Genomic DNA, 25,522 nt, shown 5'->3' on the forward strand with positions numbered 1-25,522 from the left:
GCCGCTTGCGGTTGCCCAGAGGCGCGGTATCCGCACTCTTGAGCAACCGCAACTCAGTTGGCCACGGGTCGGGATTTCCGTGCGCTGGCGTCATCCGGCCGGATGAGGACCAGAGGGATGCTTCGGAGTTCGTGGTTCGCGCCATGACATGATCGGCGTCGCGCACGGTCGACGTGCGCATCGATCGCGCGATTGCGCCCGTCCACCAGGAGGCACGAATGACGGCGACATTCACCGAAGAGCAGGCATCCGAGTTGGTCCAGCGTTGTGAACACGCACTCGCTGACGGCGCTGCCGACCTCTACCAGCGCGGTTGGTACAAAGCCATTGAGGCGGCCCGGGTCGGTGACGGCGAGTCGGCAGCATACGCGCTCGCCGAGTTGCCCGAGCACCCCCGATTCGCCGCGACAATCGTCCTGGGCCTGGTCTTCCCCGCCGTCTTGGTTGCAACCGCGGAAGCACTCGACGAATCCCTGCCGGCAAACCTCGACTGGTCCGACTGCTGCGAGACCATCACGATGATGCGCTGGGCCGAATCTGCCGGCGATTTGGAACCGCTGGTACTCGCCGATGTGTGCAACCGCGCTTTCGGCCGCTCGGCCGGCCTGGCGTTGCTGGCCGGCGTACGCGACCGTCTGAAACGCGACGATGTCGATGCCGCCGCGCTGCTATACGCCGCCATCCCCGAGTACGCCAAGCAAGAAAAGGCCACGGCCGCAGCGCTACTCGTCGTCCGTGGACGCCTGGTCGCCGAGGACGCGATTCGGAGCGCGTACGGTGATGTGATCATCCAGGACGGTGCTGAAGAGGCAGAAGCACTCTCACTTGCTTTGACCGAATACGCCCGCGCCGAAATGCATCCCGACGACGACGCCGTACTCACGACGATCGCCGCCATGACACAGTACGGAAGCAACCGCGCCACCAAGGATGTGCGGTCCTACGAGCTGGCCATCGGTGCCCAGGCATGCGTACGAGCAGGGTGGCTGGATCATGCACGGTCACTCGCGGAGATCCTGTGGGATGCCGGCAACAAAGATCCGGTACTGGCGGCCATCGACTCCGGTGTGGGCGAACCCGAAGCAGTCCGGCAGCTCGACCGCGAACCCACCGTCGACGATATCGCCCATGGGTACACCGATAATCGACGACTCGAGCGCGCGACCGCGCGGGCGCTCGCACGCCATGACGCCAACGACGACGACGGGGCGCTGCAATCAGTGACCATCGCGCTCGAGTCCAGCGCCGCGACAGCCGAAGTCATCACCTCGGTCGATCAAAGCAATTGGGCGCGCGGCCTCGCGGTCGGCGGTGATCAGGACACCGCTGAGCGCATTCTGGTCTCCCTCATGACTATCGGTGAGCTCAGTCCCGGAGGGTACAACGTCGCGCGTGAGAATCTGGACGTCGAACACCAACGGTCATTTGTATCCGCCGCGCTGGCGCAAGGGCTCGCAATCAAGTGGGTTGGACGGGGCAAGTCCATGGCGTTGGCCGCGCCCATCCTCGCGGGCATCGTGACGCAGATCGGTGATCCCGATCTGGAACTACAACTCCTGCGGGCAACGATTGCGTTGGGACCCATGGAAACGACCACGTTGCAGAGCACGAGCAAATACGCCGGCTACCCGGAGGTTCGCCCGCGCCGGATCATCGAAACGCTTCGCATCCTGGATGAACATCACCGAGACGAGAACGACGAAACCGCCGCTCGTCGATACGCCGAATGGGGTTCACTCCTCGACGAAGCTGAACGCCCATTGATCGCTGCGGCCGCGACCGCATACGTTGCTGCCCTAGGAGATTCCGTGCAGCCACACCAGACGGTGCGACCCGAATGTCTGCAGCTCGTCGCAAACGAATTCGCTCGACGCGGCCGACTCGACGAAGCGCTGGCGCTGATCACGAATTTTGGCCGGGACGATTTCGATGGGGAATCCCCCGAACGCTTTCACTTGAAGGCACTCCGTGCCGTGGCCAAGACATCAGACTCCGCCGATGTCGCAACCATGCTCCGTGCGCTGGACACATGCCGAAACGCCTGGAACAACGAAAGACACCTGCTCGAGAGGGACGACTACGGTCGACGGGACTTCGCTGTCGGCCAAATCGCACTCGCCTGCGGGGATATCGACCAAGCGCTCGCCGTCGCCGCCGCCCTACCCGACATCCGATATGCCGGGTACCACCCCACCGATCTGGCAACCGATATTGCGGCGCGCCTGGAGGAAGACCCGACACTATGGACTGAGTCTCGCGCCATGACACTGATCACGGTGCTCCGCGGTGGTGGCGTCCAGGTGTATAACCTCGTCAGCCCTCTGATCAATTTCGGGTCGACAATTGTGGCTCGATATCCCGATCTGGAAGTTGAGCTCACGAGGCTTCGCCCGAAGATGGCGACTTACGAGAGCAGCGATGGATCGTTCGTCGACGCGGTTGCAGGTGTGGGACTCGTTCGGGCAGGCCACACCGCGCAGGGGCTTCAGCGCCTCGATGACGCTCTGACGAATGCAGACCATCTGTACTCGGCGACGCCATTCGACTTCGCACTGGTTGTCACCCAACTACCTTCCGACCTACCGGAGCGAGCCGATCTGCTGCGTCGCGCATGCCTCCTGGTGGGCGATTCCTACGACGCCGAAGAGGGCGTCAACGTGGCGAGGCGGATCATCGGTGTCGTCGGCTCCGACGACCTTCCGGTAGTGGCGGACGCGTTGACCGGACTTGAGTTGTCACAGGAGTACACCGATGGCGTCGAAGACCAGATCGGCTTGAGAGCGATCCGACATGGAGCAGATGCTTCGCTCATACGACTGTCGGCGAGCAGTCCCGCGACACTCCGCCGACGAGTCCGTTGGGCTGCCCGCTTCCTGGCCCGACGCGGATTCGTGGACGAGGCGAAGACTGTTGGCGGTCTCGTCGGGTTTGAGGCGTGACCGCGACGCCTAAAGGTGTCTAGTGTGCGTGCCCTGGCGTGCGTCAGTACCCTTGTCGTGCAGTCGATTTCGTCGAGGTCTTCTAGTGTGGGCCGCCGGTGTTCGTGCGCGAGATCGCGGATCGGAGCCCGACGGGGCGCGATCGACTGTGGTAACTCCTCCGGGGCATCGTTACGCCTGCGGTTCCAGAACGGTCGCACCGACGATCTGAGCGCCGTCGAAACGAAAGACCATCGGTGTGATGGGCGCGTTGCCGAAGCTGTCGTCGAGCCATGTCCGCCACACCACGGTGGAGAACTCGTCGTGAGCTGGCGTGCCCGGGACGGCAGCCGTCGCGTAGATGATGGTGCGGCGTGGGATCGCGATCTCGATCGTGGTGCTGCCCAGGAGGCGCTGCGCCTCGGCGATGAATCCGGGATCGAGGATCTTCTCGGCAGAGAAGTCGTATCCCGATCCGGTGAGGATCGAGCCGCTGCCTTCCCATTGTGCCGGTGCCGCGGCGAGGTTCGCCAGCGCCTGCGCATGGATCTGCTCGATGGTCTGATCTGTCGCGCCAGTCGTCAGGAACTGATATTGGTCGGCCTGGTTGTAACCGTAGGCGATTAGTGGCATCGGTTCGCGATCAATGTCCAGCAGGTTCTGAAACAGCGCGAAATGCTTACCCACCCAGTGGTATTCCTTGAGGATCGGAAAAATCTGCATGCACGCACTGTAGCCGTTGCACATCCCGTGCGAGCCCTGCGTCATTCGGCCACGCGACCGCCCTCGCCATCCGCGAACCGCGCTCAGATGACGCGTTCTGTTCGTCCAAGGAGTTCCGGCCCGAGAGCCTCAGGATGCGGTTCGTAGCGCTGTCCTGATCCTGGTGGTGTCGCTTCTTCGAGGAGGCCGAACAGTTCGTTGATCCGTTCTCCGACGACGGAGTGCAGGTGTGCGGCGAGGCGCTCCCAGCCTTGCTGGATCTCGGTCGACCTGGCCGACCCGGCCACGCTCGAAGCGGCCCGGGGAAGCATGGATGCGGTCTATCTGATGTGGCCGTTCTTCGACAACGCGGAGGACGCTCGCCGGAAGATTGCGCCAATCGCAGAGCAGTTCGGCGCGAGTGTGCGACGTGTGGTCTACCTGTCCTCGCAGACGGTCGAGAACGACCCACACAGCTTCTGGGGCGTCATCGAGGACGCACTGACAGAGCACGCACCGGCAACGACGGCGCGCATCGCGCCTTCACCATCTCGATCGGCACGCTTCGAGCGACCGGGGGACTAGAGGGTGGACCACGATCGGACATGACGAAGCCCTGGCGAGACTTGCTGTCTCACCAGGGCTTTTCCGTCGGGCTGACAGGATTTGAACCTGCGACCACTTGACCCCCAGTCAATGATGTGTGCTGCGATTGAGTGTCGAACAGTGTCGGACGTTGCCGAATTGCTGCGGAAAGACCACAGGTAGGACCGGTTCAGCCCACTTCACTGTCGGACGAGGGCTGGTCGTTGTCGAACATGTTGGGGGTACTGGTGGGGGTAGCGGCAGGCCGGTTTACCCCCGACAGACTCGTACTGACGTGCGACACAGCGGAGGCCACATCGAGGCCACTGACGTGGCTGTAGATGCCGAGGGTGACGTCCACGCTGCTGTGGCCGAGCAGCTGGCCGACGACGTCGGGCGCGACGCCTGCGGAGTGCAACAGGTGCGTGGCGACGCTATGCCGGAGTGTGTGGGCCACGACGCCGTCAGGCAGCCCCAGGTCGCGGGCAGCGGCTTTGACGGCGGTCAGCAGTCGCCGGCCATCGACAGGTCGGCCGGTGCGGGTGGTGAAGACCAAGCCCTCGCGGTCGGCCCAGTCAGGTCCTGCGGCCAGACGATCGCGGTTCTGGGCCGCGCGGTGCAGGCGCAGGCGCTCAAGCAGATCTGCGGGAAGGGCGAGGCGGCGGGGTTTCTTGCCCTTCGGGTACGGCTGACGTGTGAGCTGGCTGCCGTTGCCGACGATCGTGCCGCAGATGACCACCTCACCGGTGGTGAGGTCGAGGTCGCGCCAGCGCAGCGCAAGGGCCTCGCCTCGGCGCATTCCTGTGGTGGCCAGCAGCCGCACCGCCAGGCCATAGCGGGTCCGTTTCTCTGCGGCGGCAAGCAGCGCGGTGACCTGCTGCATGGACAGGTGCGCAGCCTCGCCCCGCGGCGCCTTCGGGAGCTTCACATCGGCAGCGGGACTATCTCGGATAAGCTTGTCGCGCTTGGCCATTGAGAGGATGTGCCTCATGATGATGAGGTCCTGACGCAGGCTACTGGCAGCGCCACTCTTGGTGGCGATCCAGCGCTGGATGTGACCCGGGGTGAGATCGCACAGGCGCACTGCTCCGATGGGCGCTCGCTCGATGTGGACCTCACAGCGGGAGCGGTAGAGGTCTTGTGTGGAGCGAGCCGGGTAGTCGACCGGCAAGACGTGCTTGCGCCACTGGGCGGCCACCTCGGCCAGCGTGGCTCGAGAGCTGCGTACAGGAGCTCCTGCAGCCAGTGCGGCGGCCTTCTTAGTACGGGCCTCGATCGCAGCCTTGGCGGTGTCCCCGTAGCCGCTGACTCTCTTGCGCTCACCGTCTGCGGTGGTGACCCAGATGCGAGCCTCGTACCGACCGTCGGGCCTCTGGCGGACACTCCCCTCGCCGCGACTGCGCTTGCTCATCGCCGTACCTCCCAGGCCGGTCGGGCGGTACGTCGGAAGGCGTCGGTCTCAGTTGCCGCAGCTTCGAACTCAGTGGTGTCACCAGTCGGATGGTCCAATGGAGCGTCCGCCACGATCCACCGCCACACGTCCTCGGCGGGCAGGCGCCCGCCGCAGGTCACGGCGACGACGTCGTCGTGGTAGTCGGCCCGCGGCATGAGCAAGGTCGACGGGCTCACACCGAGGGCCACGGCCAGCACCACGAGGTCGTCGACATCGACACGGCGTCGGCCGGCCTCGATCTCGCTGACCGCTTGCCTGGTCAGAGGCCTGCCCAGCGCCGAAACGCGCTCTGCCAGCTCGGCGACGGTCATACCGCGTGTGGCTCGGTGAATGGTGACGTTGAGCGACACCGTTCGCCCGGTGTCGTCTATTTCAATCTTCTTTGCAGCCATGCGCGGCACTGTACTACGTATCATCCGACAGTGTGCGTCCGCATCCGACATTAATCGACATTGCCGTGCTACCGTCTTCCTCATACCAAGTCTGTCCGGTTATCGGACAGCTATCGAAGGAGGACGACATGGGACTGATTCCCGAGGATGCGGTGCGTGGCGAGGATGTGCGCGCGGAGCTGGGTATCGGCCGCCAGACATGGCGAGCGCTGCTGCGTGACGGCGTGATCCCGAGCGCGAAACTCGGCAAGACCATCTACGTCAAGCGGACCGACGTGCAGCGCTACGTCGAATCGCAGTTTGCAGCGAGCGCGTGATCGGCTGGCCTCGGCCGCAGAGCGCAGAAACAACACCTAAAAATGAGGAAAGCCCCAGTCTGCCAACCGAGGCTTTCTGTAACGACTTTGAGAGGAGTCGTGAACTGATGTCTACCGGCAACAGTAACACTGATGGCGTGTCTGGCGCACATTGCGCGAATGGCGCAGATGGCGCAATCGAGGAAATTGGTGCATCCACCGTGGGTGTGCCCGATTCCGAGGCGTTCGTGGCCCAGGCCGAAGCCGAGATGGAACAGCGGATCACCGCGGCGATCGCGGGTTTGCGAGCGGTTGTGACTCGGCCAGGTGGCGCCAGTGCGGTCACGTTCGATGAGCAGTTCGAGGCGCAATTGCGTGGCCTCGGTGCCGACGTGATCGAACAGACCACAGAGATGGTCGCCGCGGGCTATCTGACCTCGGACAAAGTGCGGCAGCTGATCGACGCGGAATACACGCGGCGCTTTCAGGATCTGATCCGCGCCGGTGAGCGTGATGTGCTCCCGCGTCTGGTGGATGTCGCCGCGCTGGGTCCGGTTGATCTCTCCGGGGCGCAGGACGGCGAGGAGCCGCCGGCGAAGTTCCCGTACGTGCAGGGATTGATCCTCGCGCTGGGGACGACGCTGATCGCCGCCGAGGGCGGTGTCGGTAAGACCTGGATCGGGTTGCAGGCCTGCGTGGAAGCCGCTCGGGCGAACGGGTGGGAGTCGGGGTCGGCGATCTACGTCGACGCCGATGTGAATCCGGCCGACAGCATGACCACTCGTCTGCGGTTGCTCGGTGTGCCGGATGAGGCCATTCGCAATCGTGCGGTGAGCGTTGTCCGACTTCCCGCGCTGGCGGAGATGTGGGGGCACACCAGTGATCACCCCGAGTGGCAGGCTCTTCGCTCGGTGGTCGAGGGCGCCCGCCGCCGCCCGCCGAAGGTGCTGGTGATCGACTCGCTCGCCGCTGTGCTAGCCACGTTCGGTGGTGACGAGAACTCCACACCGGACGTTGGCCGGGTGCTCCAGGGGCTGATCGGCCGTGTGCGTGATCTGTGCTCGGTGATCGTGCTCGATCATGTGGGGCATGAGGCCCTTGCTCGGCCGCGCGGATCGTCGTCGAAGGCCCCGGCCGTTGACGAGGTGCTGCAGCTGACGGCCCTGCCTCACCGCAAGGACGCCGCCGAGCTGACGCTGGAGGTAAAAGCCGGCAAGGACCGGTTCAAGTCCTTGCACTATCACTTCGCTCCTGCAGGCTCCTCGGGGCAGCGCTTCGACGTCGGCGTCATCGAGGTGGTCAAGGACGCACACGGCCAGTTCGTCTTCGAGGTCGAGCCCGCCAGCGAGGCCGGGGCCAGGGAGGCCAAGAACAGGGAGGCCAAGGAGGCCGCTCTGTTCCTGAAGCGGCGGGCTGCGGTGCAGGAGTTGATCGAGGCGGCCACTCCGGACGGCGGCTTGACCAAGCAGAACATCATCAACGCCATGACCGATGAGAAGGGGCCGTTTCCCCAGGAGCTGGTGCCGCCGAGAGATCAGCTGCGTGAGGTGGTCACCGCACTACTCGACAAGCTGCATGGCTCGGGAGCTATCGAGAAGGGCAAGAAGGTCGGCAGCGGTTTCTACTGGGTGCGCACACCGGCGCCGCAGGCTCTGGCGGCGTCAGTCTCCGAACCGCAGGTGGGCGATGACCCGTTCGTTGGGCAGCCGCTTCCTGACCTCGATGGGCTTCTCGCGATGCGCGTGATCGAGTCGGCTGAGGGGGCTGCGTGATGGGTTGGTTCGCTCGGCGAGACACCACACACAGGACTGAGACGAGCCCGGAGGAGGGTCAGTGATGAAGAAGATGAGGCGCCCACTCTCGCGGGCTGAGTTCGAGCGTGAGCTCGCAGCGGCTGTCGAGGACCGACCGTGTGATCCCGGGGTCAAGGCCTTTTGGGACCAGTTCTGCAGGGCCAGTGGTGCGGGCGCTGCGGTGGTGGCGCCGCGAGGCATCAAGCTGCGCCGCAAGAGCGGCGGTGCGGCATGACGCGGACGAGGAAGATCTGGGCCTGGCTCACCGGGTGGTACGCCCGGTACGCGTACTACTGGGCAATCATCCTGGTCGCCGGTGCGGCCTCGATCCTGGGCAACCGAGCAGCCCGTCGCGGCGAGGAGCTGCCCTCGTGGGCCGTCGATGTCATCGACGGTTCGCCGATCGTGGTCCTCATCCTGATGTTGCACCTGATCATCGTGCTCGGCCGGCACCACGGCGGAGGCCTGTGGCGCAGCCCCGCGGAGGTGCGGGCACTGCTGGACGCGCCGGAGCCGGAGTGGAAGGCACTGCGGTGGTGGAACCCGCGCCGGTGGTGGCTGGCGCTGCACCTGGACCGGCTGGTGGTCATGGGCGTCGCTCAGATCGGCGGCGTGGTCATCGCGACGGTGGCGCTGTGGGTCAGCTACGGCCAGCTCCGCGAGCTCGCCCTGCTGGCCGACTGGTCGGGGCTGGAGGCGTCTATCTTCCCGCTCGTCGTCGACGCCCCGGCGATCCTGGCGACTGTGGGTATCGCGCTCGGTCACCGCGACCATGAGGTCGAGGAGCAGGCGGCGGTCGAGCCGGACGACACCGAACAGCAGCGTCCGACGGAGGTGGCAACCGAGGCCGTTGCCGAACGCGTCGACGAACGTCTCCAGGCCGCTGTCTCGCAGCCGGTGATCGCCGAACAGCGGGTGTCGAGCGAGCTGTCCGTCGGACACGCACAGGCCGCACAGCCGTCCGTCGAGGCGTCTGTCGGGCCGTTCGCCGAGGGTTCTCCCTCGGGCGAGCTGAACGTCGTTGCCGAACACGTCCCGGAGGCAGCGGACACCGACGAACAGCCTGTGACCTGCGATGTTGAGTTCGCCGAACAGGTCCGCGCGGAGTCGCGAACCAAGGCGGACACCGAGACGGTGGCCCGTGTGGTGGGCCTGTGGCAGCAGGGCGCGGGTGTGCGTGCGATCGGACGGGAGGTGTCCATGTCGCCCTCGACGGTGTCGAGCGTGACCAAGACCGCCGAACGCCTGCTGGCTGCGTCGGACGACGAGGGCGAGACCGCTCGACAGCTGTCCGTGGTCGGCGGCTGAAAACGAACAGAAGGAAAGATGGAGATGACGATCATCGAACAGGAGCTGGCGGCCCTGGCCGCCGAGGAGCGAGAGATTCGACGGGTGCTGCTGGCGCTGGCCGGCCGGCGCCCGGGGCTGGCCCTGACGGAGCTGTGCGACGGCACTGTGGACGGCCTCGTGGCCGCACTGCAGGGTCGTACACAAGCGCCCCGCGGTGAGGTGAGCGAAGAGATTGTCGAGGCGCAGCGGTTGATCGAGAGCGGGGTGAGTCTGCGATCGGTGTCCCAGCAACTGGGCATTCCGTACTCGACGCTGCGCCGTCGCCTTGCCTCGGCTGACTCAAGCGAGGGGCCCGGGCTGCACGACGTCGCGGTGCTGGTCTGCCAGGAGCTCGGTTCCGACGTCTCCCCCGACGTCATTGCTCAGGCGCTGCAACTGGCTGGACAAGGGGTCAGCTGGCGTCGGATCGCGGACCAGCTGGGCATCGGCTCGCACAACACCGTGGGTCGCTGGGTGCGCGCGGCCGAAGATCTGCGCGCCGAGTCGGTGGCTGAACCGGCCGGGGCTGCGTGAAAGGAGGGATCGCGATGGTGGACATCGAGCGGGAGCTGGCGGCTGCGAAGTGTGAGCTCGGAGGGGCGTGCTGGCGCTGGCCGGGCTGCATCCGGAGCTGGCCCTGACGGAGCTGTGCGACGGCACTGTGGGCGGCCTCGTGGCCGCACTGCAGGGCCGTTAGGCAGCGTCTCGCCGGGGGGTCGAGACGCTGTCTCCGGGTTGGCTGGAGGTCGCGGAAGGTGGGCTGTCCAGCACCAGCGTGGTTGCTGATCCGGACGAGCTCGCCCGGGTTCTGGAGATGGACTCGACCGGAGCCAGCCGCGCCAAGATCGCGGAGGCGGTCGGGCGGTCGAAAAGCACGGTCTCCGGTTGGATCAACCGGGCGGCTGAGGTTGTGGGATCACCGCGGGAGATGGCGAAGAGCTGACCCAGAGCCCTCGAAAAAGCCCCCTGGAGCATGTCTCCAGGGGGCTTTTTCATGCTCTGCGGCGGCTCGTGCGGCAGCAGAGTGACACGAAAGTGGCAGTTGCGCAGCACTTAATGAGCACTTGTGTGACAGCAAAGTGACAGTAGTGCTGTCACAGCGCATCTCTACTGTCACTCAACTGCCGGTCAACTGTCGCGCGGGCGACAGTTATTGCGCAGCAAAGTGGCAGCACAACTGCGAGCGGCAGCAGAGTGACAGCACAAGTGCTGTTTTAGTGCCTCTACCAGGGCACGAAAGCGGCACCAAAGTGACAGCTGAGTGACAGCACAACTGTCACAACGGCTCTCAGAGTTACTCCGAGAGAAACTCTGAGCCCCGTTGAGTGTTTATTCGCCGAGTTATTCGACGAATGTCTCTGGCCCGCCCGCGATCTCGCGGCGTAGCACTACTCACCGGAGGCCCGCCGCGGGTCCACGGTGACGTCACCTGCCTTGGGGCGCTGGCCGACGGCGGGCGTAGAGCCGTTGCTGACGATGTCTCCGGCAGCTCGCGACGTGCCGGTGCTCAGCCGCCGCGTCGACTGGTGCGGTGCGTGCTGTGATTGCGGGGCAGAGCCGATGATCTGCGGTCGGCAGCAGCTCACCTCGCCCCGGCATGCCCCGCTTCCCCATGTCGTCAGACCACAGTCGCCGGCCACGGTCGACTCCACGGAGTCGGTGCCGCCGACGGCCGCCTCGCCGCCCGGGCAGGCAGCGGTCCCCCGCAATGCGGCCACGGGGTCCAGGTCGCGATCTGGCACCTGTGGTCCGTCCCGCCGGTGAAACCGCCGGACTCGCCCGCAGCCGCCTCGGACGGGGGCATGAATGGCCGTGATGCAGCCTCAGCCGCCGTGGGTGGCCCGAGGGCAGGAGGAGGGTCAGCAGGCCCTCCGACGGCCGCTGAGGGCCTCTCGGAGGCTATTCGGCGATCTATGTTCCCGTTGCGTCACGCCCTGGAACCTATGTTCCCATACCTGAACGCTCTGACCAGGGGCTGCAGCTGGGTTTGGGAACATAGATTTCCCCGCTGACGAGGGGGTTTGGGAATGTTCCCAAACCCCCGGTTTTCGCACTGTTTCCGCAGGTCGCTATGTTCCCAAACCCCGGTGCGGGAACGGCGATCTCAGCACAGTGCCAAAAATAGCTAAACGGCATAAGGGGAAGTGACGTCACCCCCTCTTCCCGGGCGGAGCCGGGTGCGCCGAATAGGCGCACTCGGCGACAACCGGGATGGAAGAGGCCCCGCAGGGCCTCTGACCTGCGGTGTAACCCCGAGCGCCGTAGGCGCGAGCGACCGGCCAAACCCCAGGAGCGTAGCGACGCCGTGGTTTGGCTTTAGGGAGCTAAAAGCAAACTTCTGCTACCGTGGGGGGCAGGGGTGATGTGGCGGGCAGCGAAGCAGGGCCCCGCCGCAGCAGCCCCTGCAGGGCCCCGCGGTGGCAGGAGTTTGCCCGTCACGGACGGCGGTGCGTGGGGCGGAGCGATAGCGGAGCAGGGACCCGCGGCGACGGCCGGGACGAGGACGCGAAAGGGAGCGACGACGATGACGGGGAGCACCGCGACGAGGCGTGGCGGGGCGAGTGCAGCGGCCTCTCCGGCCTCCCGGGCCGGCTACAACGTGAGGCATCTGCGGCACGGGGAGCCGGGGCCGGGCCAGCCGCCCTCGGCGGCGACGCGCAGCGAGCGGGGACGGCTACTGCTGGAGGCGATGCGCGCGCTGGATGAGGTCGCGATGCAGCGGCAGGCGCAGCGCAATCCGAGCATCGTGCTTGAGGACACTCACCTGAACACGGCCTACGTCAACGACGGTCGCGGCGGCCTGCGCGAGCTGACGTCAGACGAGGGCGTGGAGCCCGTGCTGGCCTACGGCGACGCGCGAATCGACGCGGTGAAACGGAAGTGGAATCCGCAAAGTTTTGAAACTACGACAATTGTCGCGTGGGTTCCCAAGGACCTTTTGAAGGAAGTCCCGGATTATTACCCGGTCTACCGGACCGACAAGAAGTCCGGCGAGCAGGTCAAGGTGGGCTCACGCTCGCGCTGGGTCATGCCCGACAATGAGGCGGGCCGGGCCAAGGTCGAAGCCTGGTTTCGCGAGACGCACGCGCACCTGACCCAGGACGTGCTCACCGGCGGTCACAACTCGGTGCACGGGGTGGTCTGGAATCACGACGAGTCGGCGGTGCATGTGCACTGGATGGTCGACACCCTGGCGCCGGTGTCGAAGGACCTGTCAGTCGGCCCCGACCGGGTGATGCTCGACGCCGACGGCCGGCCGGTCGTGAAGTACAAGAAGTCGGTCACGCTGGACAAGGTCGTCGCGATCGATAAGCGCAGCGACACGCTGCGCGATGCGCCGGAGATCTCTGCCGCCGACATCGCCGGTATCGACCGCTACGGCTACCTCCTCGGCGAGGACGGGCAGCGGCTGCAGCGCACCACCGGCGAGCCGGTGCGGGCCTCGGAGGACCTGCGCGTGGAGGCCCAGCAGATGTGGGGCCAAAGCGCCGAGGTGACCAAGGAGGTCGACGGCAAGCTGATCAAGCCGACAGGCGCGACCAAGATGCGCGACTACCAGGAGGCCTACCGGCGCCGCATTCACGCGCTCGGCCAGGAACTCGGTTTCGAAGTCAAGCTGGAGGTGAACCCCGAGGGCGCGAGCTTGGACAAGTCGGCGTTCGTGCATCTGGAGACCGAGCGGATCGCGGCCGAGACCGAGGCCGAGGCTCAGCGAGCCGCTCTGGAGCAGGAGCGGCTGGAGCTCGTCGCGGCGAAAGTCGCTGGTGAAGCCGAGCTGGCGACAGCCCGCGTGGAACTCGAGCAGACCGTGGCCGAGATCGAGGCGGCGAAGGCCAACCTCACTGCCGACTGGGAGAAGACCGAGAAGCCGAAGCTAATCGCTGCGGCGACGAAAGAGGCGAAGAAGGAGGCCTCGAAGATTGAGGATGAGGCCCGTTCCCGCGGCTACAGCGACGGCTACGCCACCGGCGAGGCCGCGGTGGCACAGCAGCGGCAACAGCTGACCGCCAGCCTGGCCGCCCAGCAAAAGGCCCTGGCCGAGGCCAAGGCCGCCCGCGAGAAGGCCGCCGAGGAGCGTAGCTACGCCGCAGCCGAGGGCTTCGGGGCGGGTAAGGCACAGGCCCTGGAGCAGAACAAGGTGATTCTCGACCGGGAACTGGCGAGGCTGGCCGAGGCCCGCGAGCAGTACAAGTTGGCTGCCGAGCTCGGCACGCGGGCGCTGCGGCTGGCTCGTGCGCTCCCACAGGACCAGCGGACGGTGCATGTGAACCGGGCGATGGTCGACTATTTGAAGTTCATCGGCGAGAACCAGCGCCCAGGCTCCGGGGCGGACGGTGGCCCGGGACCGTCTGGCGCGGGCAGCGGTGTCCAGGCATCTGCGGAGACCGACGGCCCGAACTTCGACTGACCCTCCGGCTGGCGCGCCGTCGTGCGTGGATCAGTAGCAAGCGAACACCAGCTGAGGCGTGGCGATGTTGTTGACGGGGGTTAGTAGTTCTCTTTCACGTAGTTGTACGCCTTGGTGAACAGGTCGCCGGACACTGGCAAAGCGTACTTCTTGAGTGTTAGGCGCAGCTGTTTGCGGACCTCGCGGTCGCCGCCTTGGTCCTCTGCCCAGCCGGAGTAGGCGGATTCACGGACGATGCGGTCGATGTCGGTGACGACGTCTTCGATGACGACGCTCGCGCCTTCGGGTTTGCATTCTTCGACGATCTGGGTGAGGGCGCCGATGTTCGGGTCTAGGAGTCGTTCGGCCTCAGCGATCTTGCCCTCGTCGACGAGGCGGTCGATCCTGGTGGCCCGCTGCGCCAACTCGAGTGCTTGCTTGAGGAACTTAAGACTGTCTTCGGCCGATTCGAGAGACATCTTGTGGAGGCGTTCGAGCTGTTCAGACAAGTCCTTGTACAGCTTTGCCCCCGTGGCTTCGAGACGCCGCCGGATTCGGCGGTCGATGGTGTCGAAGACCTCTTCGACGGTGACAGGGTCGTCTTCCATGTCCCGGTCCGGATCGATCTGGTCCTCGGTGCCGTCGAGTAGGGTTCGGAGCGTATCGATTGACTCGGCGTCGATGACGACCTGTTCCGGCTGGCCGACGACTGTTACGTCCTTCATGTTGCGGTGGACGATGGCCTGGGTCTTGGTTCCGAGCCTGGCCCACAGAAGCGCGTCAGACGTTCGGCTCGGCCTGGTCGATTCGTAGATGCCAGCTAGCCACCGGTAGTCATGTTCGAACGGCTCGAGGTCCTCGTGCGGTGCCACGAGCTCCCAGATTGCCTGCACGCCGATGAACTGGCGCGCGAAGTCGTCCAGTGCACCGTCTTCACCGGTGAGGATCTGGCGGGCCTCGAACAGGGACTCGTAACTTCCGTCGCGGTCGATACCGTCGAACCGCGCCAGCGCCGCGACCATCCGCTCGGAGAACTCGGCGATGAGCCCGTCGATGTCGATCGGGCGGGTGCCCGGCCCCTCCGGGTCCGCTTTGCGCAGCGCGACCGCGATCGCCGCGCCGAGGCCGATGTAGTCCACGATCAGGCCGTAGCGCTTGTCGTGGCCCGAGATCGGTGACTTGTAGCGGCGGTTCGTGCGGGTGATCGCCTGGAACAGGGTGTGCCTGCTCAACGGCTTGTCCAGATACATGACGCCTTCGATGGGGGCGTCGAATCCGGTCAGCAGCTTCGCCGTCACGATGAGGATGTGCGGGCCGGTCCCGGCGGTCTTGAATTCCTTGACGACCTGGTCCAGCTCGGCGCGTGACAGACCGTACCGGGTCTTCCACTCGGCCGGCTCATCCTTGGAGCCGGTGGTGATCACGACCTTGGTGGTGAAGTCGTAGTCCAGGTTCTCGGCGATGAGCCTGTTGAGCTCCGCTTCGTAGGCGACCACCAGCTCACGGTCGAACGCCACGACCTGTGCTTTGAGACCCAGCGGGGCGACCTTGGTGGCGAAGTGCTCGAGGATGTCGGCACACACTGCCTTGATGCGGTCGGGATTGCGGACGATGGTCCGTGCTTGGCCAGCGCGGCGGATGAGCAGGTCGCGCTCTTCTTCGGTCAACCCCTCCTCCTCGGCCATGGCCTCGAACTCGGCGTCCATGGTCTCGGCGTCGAGATGCCAGCTGACCAGCCGTGGCTCGACGTGGACCGGGACGGACGCCCCGTCGTGAATGGACCGTTCCATCGAGTATTCGCTCAGGGCGCCGTTTGGGTCCTGGGGGTCCCCGAACAGCTTGAAGGTGTTGCGGTCCTTGTCGGAGATGGGGGTGCCGGTCAGGCCGAAGAACCGGGCGTGCGGGAGCGCGGTGCGCATCTGGTTCCCGAGGTCGCCTTCCTGGGTTCGGTGGGCCTCGTCGACCAGGACGATCACGTTCTCCCGCTCGGTGAGAACCCCACCGGCTTCGGCGAAGCGGAAGATGGTGGTGACGATGACGCCGGAGCGTCCTGTGCGCAGCACGTCGTGCAGTTCTGCGCGGGTGCCGGCTTCCATGAGGTTCGCCGCGCCGAGCGCCCGGAACTGGCGCATGGTTTGTCCCACGAGGTCGATGCGGTCCAGCACGATGAGGATGGTCGGGTCGCCGATCTCGGGGTCCTCGAGGATGAGGTTCGCGGCGAACGCCATGAGCAGGGTCTTTCCGGTGCCCTGGAAGTGCCAGATCAGGCCCCTGGTCCCGCCCGCTTTGACCTTGTGGTAGATCGCCCGTGCCGCTTCGACCTGCGGGTACCTCGGCAGGATCTTGAACCGGGCCGACTCGTCGGAGTGGAAGTAGGTAAAGCTGCCCAGCAGTTCAGTGATCATCTCGGGTGTCATTAGCAGCTCGACCGTGCGCACCACCCTCGCCATGCCGTCGAGGTCGTAAGGGTCCTCGGTACTGCCCCACATCTGCCAGGCCGACGGCTCCGACAGGATCGTTCCGTAGTGGAATTCCTTGCCGTCGGTGGCAGCGAGCATCAGGTTGGGGGTGAAGAACTCCGGAACGCGCGCCACATAGGTTTCGGCGATGTCCAGCGCGCCGTTGAGCCACGAGACCGACGACTTCACCGGGGTCTTGGTCTCGATCACCACCAGCGGGAAACCGTTGACCCACAGCACGATGTCGTAGCGGTGCTTGTTGCCGACCGGGCCGTAGGTGACCTCTTTGGTCACCCAGTAGCGGTTGTTGCCGAGGTTGCGGAAATCGATCAGGTCGATGGGCGAGTATGTGGCCTTGCCCGAGAACCGGATGGTTTCACCGCCTTTGAGCCACTTCGTCATCCTCTCGTTCGCGGAGAGCAGGTCACCGCCCATCGCGGCCATCCGAAGCTGAGGGATCACCTCATCGACCAGAAGCTCGTCATCAGCGATCTCCGGGTTGAGCCGGATCAACGCGGCAACGACTTCTGACTCGACGAAGACATCCGTGACGTCTCTGTCGAGCGATTCCGCGTCAACCTTCAGCCAACCCTGACCAGCCAGCTTAGTGACCAGCCAGTCCTGGACCGTCTTCGCTTCACTGAACACACTCACCGCGCAGACACCCTTTCCGAATCTGTCAGGAACTGATTGTAGGAGTCGGGGATCTCGTGCTCACCGGAAAGCAGGACAGAGAGCATTGAGGAACGCAGCTCACGGAGCCTGTTAACTGCAGCCGCCAAGGTCGCCACGAGAATGTTGGCGGAATTACAGTTTTCTACGTATTCAGTTCGAGTGCGCTCATTCAGATGCGGGATCCCGAGTTTCTTGAGCCATCCGATTGCGATATTGCCCAGACCAGTAGATCCACTAGCACCTTCGGTAATGGAATCTTGCACTGGGTCGGATCCGAGTATCCAGTAGAGAAACTCGCTATCGCGCTTGTCGATAGGCTCGATTGCTATCTGGAATGCGGAAACGGCAAATCCTTCCACTTCTGGTGTGCTGCGGTACACGTTACCGATCCGGGCGCGGTTGCCATTTGTCCGGATCATCACGAGGGAGTTTTCGGTCAGTCGCTGTGTAGTAGCGGCAAGCCCACGTACGTACTTCCGCGTTGACAGATCGATCTGGCCGGAAGCCGGCGTGTTCGTGATCCCGAGCACAGGCTCAAGTCCAGGGCCAGGGACTGCGGCCTCGTCGGCGGCCTTCCACGATGGGCCAGACCGCATCTTCGCCAGGTCACCTAGTGGTTCCGAACTGGTGGCGGTTGGGATCGCGGATCTGATCCTACGCAGCAGTCCCTCCGCTGCGTCCACCTCGGCCTGGGCGGCGTTGATCGCAGTGTCGACTGCGTCCATGAGGTCGGCGATGCGCTGCTGCTCGGCGAGGGGCGGGATGAGCACTGTCAGCGATGCGAATTTTTTCCACGGGAGGCTTCGCCGTCGATTGATGCTTCCTTGCTGATTCTGATAATAGGTGCTGAGCATCTCCGGGGACTGAAGGATGTTTTCCAGTATTTCAGGAAGTACACTTCGGTCCTTCATTCGCATGGTTGTGTACATGGGGCTTACCGCACCGTGAACCCCTGTGTTATTTCGCGCAATTGCCCCTTCATCGATATGGATTGTTGAATATACCCAATCACCAACATTGAGTCGTTTGTATTTTTCGAGCGATTTTGAGGCGACTCTTTTATCGAAATACTGTGAAGCGAGAACCACACCATCGTATTTGGTCACAGATAGGACATCCGTGTGGTCCTGTGCTGACCCAATACGTTCGTTAGAGGGCTCAAAGATCTCGCCAAGGGATTTCCTGACCCAGCCCTCACGCATCGTTGTCACCTCCGAATCCGGCTGCGGCCAGGCGCTCCAGGAGCTCGATCTCGGCCTGCTCTCGCGCGGCACGTGCCGCGTTCCATACGGCAAGTGCGTCCTCGACTGTGGTCTCGTCCTGGACGGTGGATGCGCTGATGTATCGACCGATGTTGAGGTCGTAGTCGTTGGCCTTGATCTCGTCGAGGTCGACCATTCGTTGATGCAGACCGCCCTCGCCGTCGATCTCTTTGCCTTCGTGGTAGGCGGTGTGAATCGCCTTGACGTCGTCCTCGCTGAGAGTGTTGCGGTTCTTGCCTGGCTGGAACCGCTTCGAGGCGTCGATGAACACGACGTTGCGCTTGCGCTCGTCCGGTTTCGACTTGCGCAGTACCAGGATGCACACCGGGATCGACGTGGCGTAGAACAGGTTCGGAGCCAGCCCGATGACCGCTTCGACCTGGTCCTTTTCGAGGATGCACTTGCGGATCGCAGCCTCCTTGCCGCCGCGGAACAGCACACCGTGGGGGAGGACGATCGCGGCCCGCCCCTTGGGCTTGAGGCTGGTGATCATGTGCTGCACCCAGGCGTAGTCGCCGTTCTTCGCCGGAGGGACACCGCAGAAGGCGCGGCCGAACTTGTCGCCCTCCCAGGTGTCTGCGCCCCAGTCCTGGAGCGAGAACGGCGGGTTGGCGATCACTTTGTCGAAGGTCCGCAGCTTTCCTGCCGCTGTGCGGTGTGCGGGGCTGCGCAGCGTGTCGCCGCGGACGATGTCATGATCCTCGATTCCGTGAAGGAAGAGATTCATCCGGGCGATGGCGCTGGTGGTCAGGTTGATCTCCTGGCCGTGTAGATGGACCGCACGGGGATCTCCGCCCTTCGCTGCGATCGCATGTACGGTCTCGACAAGCATGCCGCCCGAGCCGCATGCCGGGTCGTAGACCGATTCGCCCGGCTGCGGATCGAGGATGTCAACGAGCATGTGAACCACCGAACGTGGGGTGAAGAACTCGCCGGCCTTCTGGCCCGAGGAGTCGGCGAACTTCTCCAGCAGGTACTCGTATGCCGCCCCGAGCATGTCCCCGGTGACTTCTTTCGGGTTCAGCGTCAGCTTGTCGAAGGCGTTGAGCAACGCATCTAGCGCGGGTCGGGGAACACGTTCCTCGTTGCCGAATGCGGCGTCGCCGAACACGCCCCGCAGCTTCTCGGGGTTCGCCTGGGCGATCGTGTCCATCGCGGTGCGCACGCGCAGGCCTTTGCGAGCTTGGGTGCTGCGGGCGACGACGTTCCATTGGCAGTCGGGCGGTATGACAAAAGGCTGGAAGTCTTCGAGCTCAATGTCATCCGTAAGGTCATCACCCCACGCTTCGATCGCGAGTTCGTGGTTGTAGTCCCAGGTATCCGACAACCACTTCCAGAACAGCACCGGGAAGACATAGTTCTTGAAATCGGCAGGGTCGACGGGGCCTCGGAGCGCGTTTGCGGCGTTCCAGAGGCTGGTTTCGAGCTGTTGCTGAGTCAGTGGCAAAGTGCGAGTCCTTACTCGGAGTCGAGTGGGTTGATCTGTGCAATTCCACCAGGCATGGTCGCGGAAACGAACATCCCACAGGTGTGTCCGCGTCACGACGTTGGGTTGTCACGTGAACCATCCAAAGTCGCCCATGGTGGGCGCAGATATTGCGGACGATCGTCAGGTGCTCGAGCCAGTTGACGAGTGGAGGGCGGCGGGCCCATGCCTGGCGCGCGGACTTCGAGGCGCCGGGGGCGACCGTCACCTTGAACCACTGAGCGAGTTCCTTCTGGTCATTGGCAGTCATCCCGGCGTACAGCATGACGCCCGCTCAAGTCATGGCTGTCGATCGAGGACCAGATCCAGCAGTCTCGGACCGGGGCATGCAGATTCCCTACCGACGCCTTTGATCGATCCACGAAACTCGCCGAAACCGGGTTCCTATCGACCCGGACGAGTAAAGCCGATGCCGTGCCGGACCTTGCGCGCAGCTTCGCGGTGGTTCCACCGGTAGGCGTCGATCACGTCCTGCAGCTGGTGCTCTTGCCGATTCGGGTCGCGCGGGCGCGTGTCGTTCACTAGTGCGCGGTATCGCTCGGCGTCGCGTCGTGTCTGGGCCCGCCCAGCTTCGGATCGGGAGATGTCCTCGCTCAGGTCACGCGGGACACCCTCGGCGACTTCAGTCAGTTTCTCGCCCTCGTAGACGAGATCGTCCCAATACTGCTTGTTCACGACTCGGGACTCTACCGTGATCGAAACTCTGGTGTGACGAACGCCATAGCCTTGCTGGCTGTCTTAACCACGGGGGGATTCCAGGTCCGCGTCGAGAAACAACTAGCGTGCCGCGCATGTCGAATCACTTGCGCACGCCCGCTTTACACATCAAGGGGCGCACCTCGCTAAAGGACTGGCCCAGATGTGCCCGGGCATCCCGGGAATCGACATCAGGCCACGGGGTGCCACGAACGAAAACTTGGTGGCAATGATTCGTGCGATGACCGAGCCCGCGGACCTGATCGTGCTCGACGGGCAAAGCGGGACTCAGACCGCGGTCTACTTGCCGATGAGTCGCTTGACAGAGTCCCGGAATGACGGTGGCTCCGCGCTATATACATGAGGTGATAGTTCGTCCGCGAGAAAGTTCGACATTTCCTCAAGCAGGCGCTCCTCCAAGCTGTGGCCCGGTTCGCTTCCGGGCATGCTCCTCGTCATTTCAACGTTCGCGAGTGCGAACCGTAATGGGACCCAGCGATCTTCCAGATCATCCACGGCGCGGACGAGCAACAGCTCGTTGAAACACTCTTCCTGCACTTCGTTAATCCCCATGTTGATGGAAGCCTGGTAGCCCTCCAGCACGACGGCTTGCGACTCAAAGCTGTGTTTGGCCGCCACCCCCCTAGCGGTATCGAGTTCTTCGACAAATCTGATCGAGGAGAGGCGACAGTCCGATTTGGCTTTACTGAAGTCGTCTGTATGAGCTCTATGTTCGCCCCACGCAAGGGAGTACAGGGTAGCTGCGAGCGCCAGCACCGCGACGAGAGTGGCGAGTCCTTTTCGCCGCGAGCGTCGGGGCAACGGCATGACCTCGTCTTCCTGCGCGGTTCGCCGGCCGGGAGATTCAAGATTGCTCACGAGATACCGGCCGATCGATCATCAGCGCGGTAGTCAGTAGCGCGACTGACGCCGAAGTCCTCGGCGCGTTCACCGACGGTGTGCTCGCCGGACTGAAAGAACTGGACGAGACGACATTCCTGGTTGGTCGGCAACTTCTTCTTGCCCCGGAGTCGCCCCTTGGCGTTGGCGACGGCCACGCCCTCGCGGGTGCAGGCACGAACGAGGTCCACCTCGAACTCGGCAACCATGGCACGAGCATTGAGCAGCAGACGTCCGGTTGAGTCGTCGGGATCGTGCAGGCTCCCGCCGATACGCAGTTTCACGCCCTTGTCGGTGAGACCTTCAACGATGTCGCGGGCGTCGGAGACGCTGCGCGCCAGCCGGTCGAGCTTGGTGACGACCAGTTCGTCGCTGGGGCAGCCGAGATCGGTGTGAATCTGGTTTTCCTCGACCACGCGTACGGTGAGCGCGTCGATCTGGGCGGTGAGGTCCTGGCCGTAGGTAGAGCAGCGGGCGTAGCCGATCTTCATGCGCTAACCGTACGCAAGCTGTACCTCTAGTGGGACTAGCGCAGGGCGGGGCTTGAAAGACAGATCGGCCTCGGCGAACGGCGCCGGGGGCGCGGGGTGGGAGTTGTTCTTTCCGCCTACGTCAGAATCCACGACCCTGCTAGAGGTCCTGCCGAGGGAGGGGCCGTCACGTCCGCGACCCTGCAGGGCAGTTTGGGTAGAGCGACAGCTCGGGGCAGTCCCGCGGTGGATTGCGATTATTGCGCCTGTGGATGAGTTCCTCGCGTCCGCAGGGTTCTCGCGCAGGATCACAGACTAGTGGCGGCACTGGGTCGCCGCACAGTCAGATCGGGGGGATCGTGATTCGAATACGGAGCTTCTTGCTCGCCCTGTTCCTCGGCGCATTTCTGGTGGCAGGAATGCAGACGGCGCCGGTGTTCTCGGCCAAAGCCGACGCGGCGACCAACTGTTCGACCCTGCCGTCGCGCATTGCGAGCTTCAACTCCGAGGCGCGCACCTACAACGCGCAGGTCGCTGCGCGCAACGCCCGCGGCGGTGGAACCCCGGCCGAGGTCGCTTACTACAACTCGTGGCGAAGCCGCCTAGTCTCTCGTGGACAGACGCTCAACGCCGAGCTGTCGCGCTGCAAGCAGATGGGTCAGGCGCCCAACGTCGCGCCACCGGTCGGCCCAGGCGCGAAGAAGCCGCAGCAGCCCGCACCGGGCCCGCGGCCGCCGCGACAGCAGAACCCGACGCCGGGATTCCCGATGCCCGAGAAGTATCGACCGGGACAGGGCGTCGTGAAGGACGAGACAACACTCGCCAACGGACGACGCGTCGTCTTCAAAGACGGTGGCACAGCAGAGTTCGGCGGCCTGAACGCCCGTCGAGCTTCGCAGGTGCAGGCGAAGGTCTCGCGGGGCATGCTGAACCAGGGCAGCCGGTCTCGCTCGAAGAAGCCCAATGACGTCACGCCGCGCGGGTTCGGCGGCAACCGCACAGTGCGCGGACACCTGCTGGCCCAGATCCTCGGCGGCAAGGGAGGCGACGCTCGTAACATCGTTCCGCTGACCGTGTCCGCCAATGGCAAGATGAGGACGGTTGAACGGCAGGTATACGAGGCTGTGAAGCGCTGCGGCGCTGGCAAAGTCGACTACTACGTGATCCCAAACTACGGCCCGGGTCCGGTTTCGACGTTCGGCTCGCTGCCCTACCCGGACACCATCACCATGGTCGCACGTGGGTGCGGCCTCAACCTGAACCGCACGATCAGCAACCGATGAGAGGACTCTGATGGCACCGATCGACGACCTGGAGCGACTCGTCGCGCCCCCGCCCGACGGCGGGCCTGCGGTCGACTGGGATCAGACCGAACGCGCACTCGGGTTTCGGCTTCCCGATGACTACAAGCGCATCGTGCAGACCTACGGCCCAGGCGCGTTCGTCTCGGAGGTCTCTGTTTGGGTCCCCAGCGATGCCGGCGGGGACGTCTTCGAGCACGGACGCCTGGCCTCCGAGGAGCTGGCCGGATCGGTTGAGTGGATCGAGGACAACGACTGGGAGTGGATCAAACCCGGTGGCGAGACGGAGCCGGTGAACCTGGGACCGCAACCGCTGCAGTTCAGTCCGTGGGGTGGCGGCGCCAGCGGGTCGTTCGGCTACTGGCACCAGACCGGCGACGATCCGAACTCCTGGCCCGTGCTGTACACCGATCTCAGCTCGGAGTGGCTCTACCACGACGGAGGTCTCGCGGCGTTCATCGTCGACTTTCTGAACGGCGCATTCGGCGGAGACCTGATGGATACCCCCGGCGAGAACCTCTACTTCGAAAGGCCCATCCCCTAGCGCTGTCGCCCTTCGAACACTTCGCTACCTCCCTGGTGAGGCTGCAACTTTTGGTGGCAGTAGCGAAAGATGAAGGCCCCGTACTGGAACTCCGGTGCGGGGCCTTCCCTTGCGTCATCCCCAGGGTCGAGGCGTGGGCCGGATGGACATACTGTCGCTGGGATCGGCAGCGACCTCGTGGGTGCCCGGGCGCTGGCCGCCCTGGCGCAGCACGACGCGGATTCCGACCACCCTCCCTGGCAGTGCACCGACAAGCCACCGCGCAACACGGCCGGCGGCGGGATGGCTACACTGCTCCCATGACCAGCGAGGACGTGTCGCCCTTTGGGTACTTGCGCCTTGCCGGCGGGCGATTCGACGCGGCGGAGGGGCTGCCGGTGACCTCCGCCGCCGAGCTGGAACGGTATGCCCTGCTCGTCAGCACAGTAGCTCGCGAGCTTTACCTCCGCGCGCACCCCAAGCGGCAACGGGTTCCGCGCGGCTTCGATCAGGCATTCGATCTACGACTGACCCGAGTCGGTCGAGGCAGTCAGATACCTGTTCTCGTGCGGCCGACGGTCAACGACGGCGGACTCTTCCAGAACACGGACTGGCACGACGATGCGCGACGCCTGATCAACAGCGCGCTGGGTGACATCGGAACGGCTGACCGCCTTCCTGCGTCTTTTCCGCAGGCAGCTATCAAACCTCTAGCCCAGTTCGGCCGCAGCTTGCGTGCGGACGAGCAGATTGAACTGGCCGACAGCGCTGACGACCCAAGGCGTGCCGTCCTCACGGTCGACACTCGCAGGCGTATTCAGCGAATCGCCAAGCTGGATGAACTGGAGATCGAGACGGTGGTCGTCGGACAGGTGACCGGCCTGTCCTCCACTCCGCCACACGTCGATGTGGCTGTCACCGAAGACCTCTTGCAGAGGAAGATCACAGGGACGTTCTCCGATCCCTCGGTGTTCGATTCACTGCACAGCTACCTCGGCTACGTCGAGGCCGCGCCACCGGTCGCCTTGAGCGTGATCGCAGTGCAGAACCGCGAGGGCATCATCGTGAAGATCACGGACGTACTGCACGTCGAACCTGCACTGCCATCCTCATGGTCAGAGCGTTTGCGTGAGCTTGCTGGTCTCGGGCAGAACTGGTTGCACCCGGGATCTGAACCGCCGTCGAACGAGACGGTCGAAAGGGTCGAACGAATTCTGCTCGCGACGCTCGATGCCGAGGTGCCGGCGCCGGCGATCTACCCGTCGGGTGATGGCGGTATTCAGCTCGAATGGCGCACATCTTCGCGTGCAGTGGAGGTGGAGATACTCAACTCCGGCCCGATCGAGGCCTCGTGGTACGGGCGCTCGAGCGATGAAGACGGCGAGGACCGCAGCTTCCACGACGACGATCCCGACGGCGTAGCCGACTTCGTGAAGGATGCGATCAGTGAGTGACGACAGTCAGCTTGCCAACAGCGAGGAGCTTCTCGGCGACCAGACAGAGCTACTGTGGCGCAACACTCATCCGACATGGATCGTGAACGGCGAGCTGACCTCACAGGCTTTCCGGCCTACGCCAAAGGATCAGCAGAAGCTATCGGCAGCACGCGAGTCGAAGGTGTCGGCGGAGGAGAACTTCAAGGAGTTCACCGAGGAGTTCGAGTTAGATTCGGTTGGTGTGTGGGCGGTATCGGTCGGAGAGGTGAAGGAGCAGGGACTGCGTTCCATCTACGACGAGAACGCTCCGTCGACCCCGAAGCCGTGTCTAAAGGGGCACACGTCGATCGACTTCACTGGCATCTCACAGAAGCAGGCGAAGCGGATTGGCGGGCGACTGCGTGATCACGCGGAGGCACGTGGAAGGCAGCATCCGTCATCGGGAGAGGAGTAACGCCG

Annotated in this window: 24 protein-coding genes and 1 pseudogene; 13 read left to right on the plus strand and 12 right to left on the minus strand. The window is 64.4% G+C overall.

All coding sequences use genetic code 11. The features are described 5' to 3' along the window. The first annotated feature begins 218 nt into the window (after nt 1-218). Nucleotides 219-2,939, plus strand: a complete 2,721-nt coding sequence (locus A5785_RS16855; protein ID WP_064867882.1) for a hypothetical protein — start codon at nt 219-221, stop codon at nt 2,937-2,939. Nucleotides 2,940-3,110: 171 nt separating this feature from the next. Here A5785_RS16855 and A5785_RS16860 read toward each other — a convergent pair whose 3' ends face one another. Next, nucleotides 3,111-3,641: a hypothetical protein gene (locus A5785_RS16860; RefSeq protein ID WP_156525508.1), complete on the minus strand. Its 531-nt coding sequence runs from the start codon at nt 3,639-3,641 to the stop codon at nt 3,111-3,113. Nucleotides 3,642-3,724: 83 nt separating this feature from the next. Next, nucleotides 3,725-3,952, minus strand: a complete 228-nt coding sequence (locus tag A5785_RS16865; protein WP_064867741.1) for a hypothetical protein — start codon at nt 3,950-3,952, stop codon at nt 3,725-3,727. On the opposite strand from A5785_RS16865, the gene A5785_RS16870 reads away from it, so the two are divergent. Then, nucleotides 3,951-4,205, plus strand: a complete 255-nt coding sequence (locus tag A5785_RS16870; protein ID WP_064867743.1) for a hypothetical protein — start codon at nt 3,951-3,953, stop codon at nt 4,203-4,205. The genes A5785_RS16865 and A5785_RS16870 overlap by 2 nt on opposite strands. Nucleotides 4,206-4,395: 190 nt before the next feature. Here A5785_RS16870 and A5785_RS16875 read toward each other — a convergent pair whose 3' ends face one another. Next, nucleotides 4,396-5,616 (minus strand): tyrosine-type recombinase/integrase, encoded by a 1,221-nt coding sequence (locus A5785_RS16875; RefSeq protein ID WP_064867745.1) that lies wholly within the window; start codon nt 5,614-5,616, stop codon nt 4,396-4,398. Further along, nucleotides 5,613-6,050 carry a helix-turn-helix domain-containing protein gene (locus A5785_RS23540; RefSeq protein WP_064867747.1) on the minus strand — a complete coding sequence of 146 codons (438 nt, stop codon included), beginning with the start codon at nt 6,048-6,050 and terminating at the stop codon, nt 5,613-5,615. Before A5785_RS23540 ends, A5785_RS16875 begins: the two co-directional genes overlap by 4 nt. 128 nt (nt 6,051-6,178) lie before the next feature. On the opposite strand from A5785_RS23540, the gene A5785_RS16885 reads away from it, so the two are divergent. The 6 genes from A5785_RS16885 (at nt 6,179) to A5785_RS24060 (ending at nt 10,411) form a co-directional block, all read left to right on the plus strand. Beyond that, nucleotides 6,179-6,367: a helix-turn-helix domain-containing protein gene (locus A5785_RS16885; RefSeq protein WP_064867749.1), complete on the plus strand. Its 189-nt coding sequence runs from the start codon at nt 6,179-6,181 to the stop codon at nt 6,365-6,367. Next, nucleotides 6,364-8,118, plus strand: coding sequence for an AAA family ATPase (locus A5785_RS16890; protein WP_156528085.1), 1,755 nt, complete (start codon nt 6,364-6,366; stop codon nt 8,116-8,118). Before A5785_RS16885 ends, A5785_RS16890 begins: the two co-directional genes overlap by 4 nt. A 64-nt stretch (nt 8,119-8,182) precedes the next feature. Beyond that, the gene (locus A5785_RS16895) at nt 8,183-8,374 is read left to right on the plus strand and encodes a hypothetical protein (RefSeq protein ID WP_064867753.1); all 192 of its coding nucleotides are present in this window, start codon (nt 8,183-8,185) and stop codon (nt 8,372-8,374) included. Beyond that, nucleotides 8,371-9,447: a DUF2637 domain-containing protein gene (locus tag A5785_RS16900; RefSeq protein ID WP_064867755.1), complete on the plus strand. Its 1,077-nt coding sequence runs from the start codon at nt 8,371-8,373 to the stop codon at nt 9,445-9,447. The genes A5785_RS16895 and A5785_RS16900 overlap by 4 nt, the downstream gene beginning before the upstream one ends. 24 nt (nt 9,448-9,471) lie before the next feature. Further along, complete coding sequence (locus A5785_RS16905; RefSeq protein WP_156528088.1) at nt 9,472-10,002, plus strand: helix-turn-helix domain-containing protein; 531 nt, start codon at nt 9,472-9,474, stop codon at nt 10,000-10,002. Nucleotides 10,003-10,282: 280 nt separating this feature from the next. After that, nucleotides 10,283-10,411 carry a helix-turn-helix domain-containing protein gene (locus A5785_RS24060; protein WP_442902861.1) on the plus strand — a complete coding sequence of 43 codons (129 nt, stop codon included), beginning with the start codon at nt 10,283-10,285 and terminating at the stop codon, nt 10,409-10,411. A 445-nt stretch (nt 10,412-10,856) separates the two neighbouring features. Here A5785_RS24060 and A5785_RS16910 read toward each other — a convergent pair whose 3' ends face one another. Continuing rightward, the gene (locus A5785_RS16910) at nt 10,857-11,210 is read right to left on the minus strand and encodes a hypothetical protein (RefSeq protein ID WP_064867759.1); all 354 of its coding nucleotides are present in this window, start codon (nt 11,208-11,210) and stop codon (nt 10,857-10,859) included. A gap of 782 nt (nt 11,211-11,992) precedes the next feature. On the opposite strand from A5785_RS16910, the gene A5785_RS16915 reads away from it, so the two are divergent. Next, nucleotides 11,993-13,876 (plus strand): hypothetical protein, encoded by a 1,884-nt coding sequence (locus tag A5785_RS16915; RefSeq protein ID WP_156528093.1) that lies wholly within the window; start codon nt 11,993-11,995, stop codon nt 13,874-13,876. Between the two features lie 80 nt (nt 13,877-13,956). On the opposite strand, the gene A5785_RS16920 is transcribed toward A5785_RS16915, so the two are convergent. From A5785_RS16920 to A5785_RS16945, 7 genes and pseudogenes are all read right to left on the minus strand, one after another. Continuing rightward, a complete protein-coding gene (locus tag A5785_RS16920) occupies nt 13,957-16,968 on the minus strand; it encodes a type I restriction endonuclease subunit R (protein WP_082946592.1) in 3,012 nt (1,003 codons plus the stop codon). After that, complete coding sequence (locus A5785_RS16925) at nt 16,965-18,191, minus strand: restriction endonuclease subunit S (RefSeq protein WP_156528096.1); 1,227 nt, start codon at nt 18,189-18,191, stop codon at nt 16,965-16,967. Before A5785_RS16925 ends, A5785_RS16920 begins: the two co-directional genes overlap by 4 nt. After that, nucleotides 18,184-19,698: a class I SAM-dependent DNA methyltransferase gene (locus A5785_RS16930; RefSeq protein WP_064867767.1), complete on the minus strand. Its 1,515-nt coding sequence runs from the start codon at nt 19,696-19,698 to the stop codon at nt 18,184-18,186. Before A5785_RS16930 ends, A5785_RS16925 begins: the two co-directional genes overlap by 8 nt. A 133-nt stretch (nt 19,699-19,831) precedes the next feature. Then, nucleotides 19,832-20,002: pseudogene (locus tag A5785_RS24065) on the minus strand (Abi family protein); the annotation flags it as partial. A gap of 119 nt (nt 20,003-20,121) precedes the next feature. Continuing rightward, nucleotides 20,122-20,412, minus strand: a complete 291-nt coding sequence (locus tag A5785_RS16935) for a hypothetical protein (RefSeq protein ID WP_064867769.1) — start codon at nt 20,410-20,412, stop codon at nt 20,122-20,124. 321 nt (nt 20,413-20,733) lie between these two features. Beyond that, entirely contained in the window at nt 20,734-21,312 is a 579-nt protein-coding gene (locus A5785_RS16940; RefSeq protein WP_064867771.1) for a hypothetical protein, read from the minus strand. Further along, nucleotides 21,309-21,824, minus strand: a complete 516-nt coding sequence (locus A5785_RS16945) for a recombinase family protein (protein WP_064867773.1) — start codon at nt 21,822-21,824, stop codon at nt 21,309-21,311. The genes A5785_RS16940 and A5785_RS16945 overlap by 4 nt, the downstream gene beginning before the upstream one ends. Before the next feature lie 359 nt (nt 21,825-22,183). Between A5785_RS16945 and A5785_RS16950 the strand changes: the two genes are divergently transcribed. From A5785_RS16950 to A5785_RS16965, 4 genes are all read left to right on the plus strand, one after another. Then, nucleotides 22,184-23,086 carry a DNA/RNA non-specific endonuclease gene (locus tag A5785_RS16950; protein WP_064867775.1) on the plus strand — a complete coding sequence of 301 codons (903 nt, stop codon included), beginning with the start codon at nt 22,184-22,186 and terminating at the stop codon, nt 23,084-23,086. Between the two features lie 10 nt (nt 23,087-23,096). After that, a complete protein-coding gene (locus A5785_RS16955; protein WP_064867777.1) occupies nt 23,097-23,648 on the plus strand; it encodes a hypothetical protein in 552 nt (183 codons plus the stop codon). Nucleotides 23,649-23,947: 299 nt separating this feature from the next. After that, complete coding sequence (locus A5785_RS16960) at nt 23,948-25,081, plus strand: hypothetical protein (RefSeq protein WP_064867779.1); 1,134 nt, start codon at nt 23,948-23,950, stop codon at nt 25,079-25,081. Continuing rightward, nucleotides 25,074-25,517 (plus strand): hypothetical protein, encoded by a 444-nt coding sequence (locus tag A5785_RS16965; protein ID WP_064867781.1) that lies wholly within the window; start codon nt 25,074-25,076, stop codon nt 25,515-25,517. Before A5785_RS16960 ends, A5785_RS16965 begins: the two co-directional genes overlap by 8 nt. Nucleotides 25,518-25,522: the final 5 nt, after the last annotated feature.

This window comes from Gordonia sp. 852002-50395_SCH5434458 (assembly GCF_001665905.1).
GTDB classification, from domain to species: Bacteria; Actinomycetota; Actinomycetes; order Mycobacteriales; family Mycobacteriaceae; genus Gordonia; species Gordonia jacobaea.